The sequence below is a fragment of the Thiolapillus sp. genome, assembly GCF_048562965.1.
Taxonomy (GTDB): Bacteria; Pseudomonadota; Gammaproteobacteria; order Chromatiales; family Chromatiaceae; genus Thiolapillus; species Thiolapillus brandeum_A.
The window spans coordinates 1-1,725 of record NZ_JBHNMF010000648.1; the positions used below are offsets into that span (position 1 = coordinate 1).

The window sequence follows — 1,725 nt, forward strand, 5'->3', positions numbered from 1 at the left end:
GTGGGTTTCTTTCTCGCTGCACTGCAGATTGACAAGGATGAGCAAATCCATGTCGTATTTACGAAGAATTCTTTTCAACAATGAGGTCGTGCAAAACAACCGTGTCCCGGAATGTGATCCGTCCTCTTGATACTTGTTTTCCCTGCCCCAGGCTTGGCAGCGCAAAGACAAACGGCCACGATTATCTTTCCAGATGCGGCCAAACGGATCCTCACTGGATAAATCACAAAACTTCACAAATTCTTCTGCTAAACGTGGCCTAAGGCTGGCAGCCGGAACCCCATAAGGATCATACTCGTCCAGGCGCGCTTCCCCGGAGCGCAGAACGATCCAAGGTGTATAGCCATTCTTATCGCCCTGCGTATGTTCTCCGTCGTAATCGTTTTCACGGTAACAAGGTAGCCAAACCGTGATTGGCTCTTCGCGCGTTAACTTGCGCGCCAGCGTCGCTGCTTTTTTCGAAGGGACCAGAGCTGATGAGATGGCTATCTTGACGTTATCAGCCGAATGCCAGTCACCCTCGACAACAAGCTCCTTTCCAATACGTGACCCGACGCTGACGAGTTGCAGCAATTTTTCGCGATCGCCTGTAATGACAAAGTCCTTGTCTTTTCTTTCGAGCAAGAATTCCACCGTATCGATCGGTGTCCGATCAGTACCGTCTGATAGCCAAAGACCGTCATCCCGCGTCAAGGCATAACGACCGAGCCACTCTCCCCATGGATCAGACTCATACCACCAATCGTCAGTCACCGGGTAAGTCTGCAGCAGCTTTCCAGCCGCCAGAAATAGTGCGTGATGACCAAGTTGTTGGCCATGCATTTGATGATGGGCCGTGATGCCACGGTAATCGCGCCTGTATAGGAGGGTTTCACGGCCAGCTGACTCGTCCATGCTCTCGACGTCGGGATCGAGCCCATGAGCAATCTCCGCCATGAGGTCAGCGACTTTCCAACAGGGCTGCCCAAAGACCTTTGAGAGGTTATCGACATCTTCCGTGTGGAAGTCATAGTCCAGATGGAACTCGAATGGTGGTTTCGGCTCGGAATCTGGTCGTCCGGAGTAGAAATCCACATTCTTCCTTATCTTCTTCTTGAGGCGGGTGTGAGGCGAAAGATCTGACTTCCGTAATTGCGTAACTTGCTTTACGGGGAGCTTGAGGGCGCCGGAATCTACACAGACGAGCAATGCACGCGCCGAAAAATGTCGCATGAGTACATGCGGGGCGTCGTTCTCCAGCGCAAATGACAGGAGCGTCTCTTTATAACGGGCCACTTCGGTGGGGTAATCGAGCGCCATCCTATCTAGAGCAATAAGAAGCCAAAGACGCGCGTACAAATAAAAAAATGGGAGCTCACTCGCCTGGAATGGCCCTGCGTCTTTACGAGCGATGTTAGCAGCCAGCCTGTCGATAATTCCCCAGCGCCCAAATCTGGCAAATGAGCGAATGCAATGCGCCCCGCGCCATCGATCAGTCGCATAAGGCGAACCCAGAGAGCGCCAGATTAGCCCTTCGGCAATCTCGTCAATTTCGGCTTTTGGATAGAGGCCTTTTTGCCATGTGCCGTCGACAACATTATCAGCCAGGCGGGATGCTTCACTGGAAAGAAGGCGTGCCAGTGCCAACTGGCCCTGCCCCTCGTCTGCCTCATTACAAACGAACGTCGCAAAGGCAAGCCACACTGAGCCCGATACCGAGCGATCCGGGCGAGAAAATACTTTTAT

At 52.6% G+C, this 1,725-nt stretch carries 1 protein-coding gene; it reads right to left on the reverse strand.

Annotated features, from left to right (window positions below):
* Positions 1-1,626, reverse strand: a 1,626-nt coding sequence (locus tag ACOCD2_RS18790) for a hypothetical protein (RefSeq protein WP_419625894.1), incomplete at its 3' end; no start/stop codon positions are given.
* Positions 1,627-1,725 lie beyond the last annotated feature (99 nt).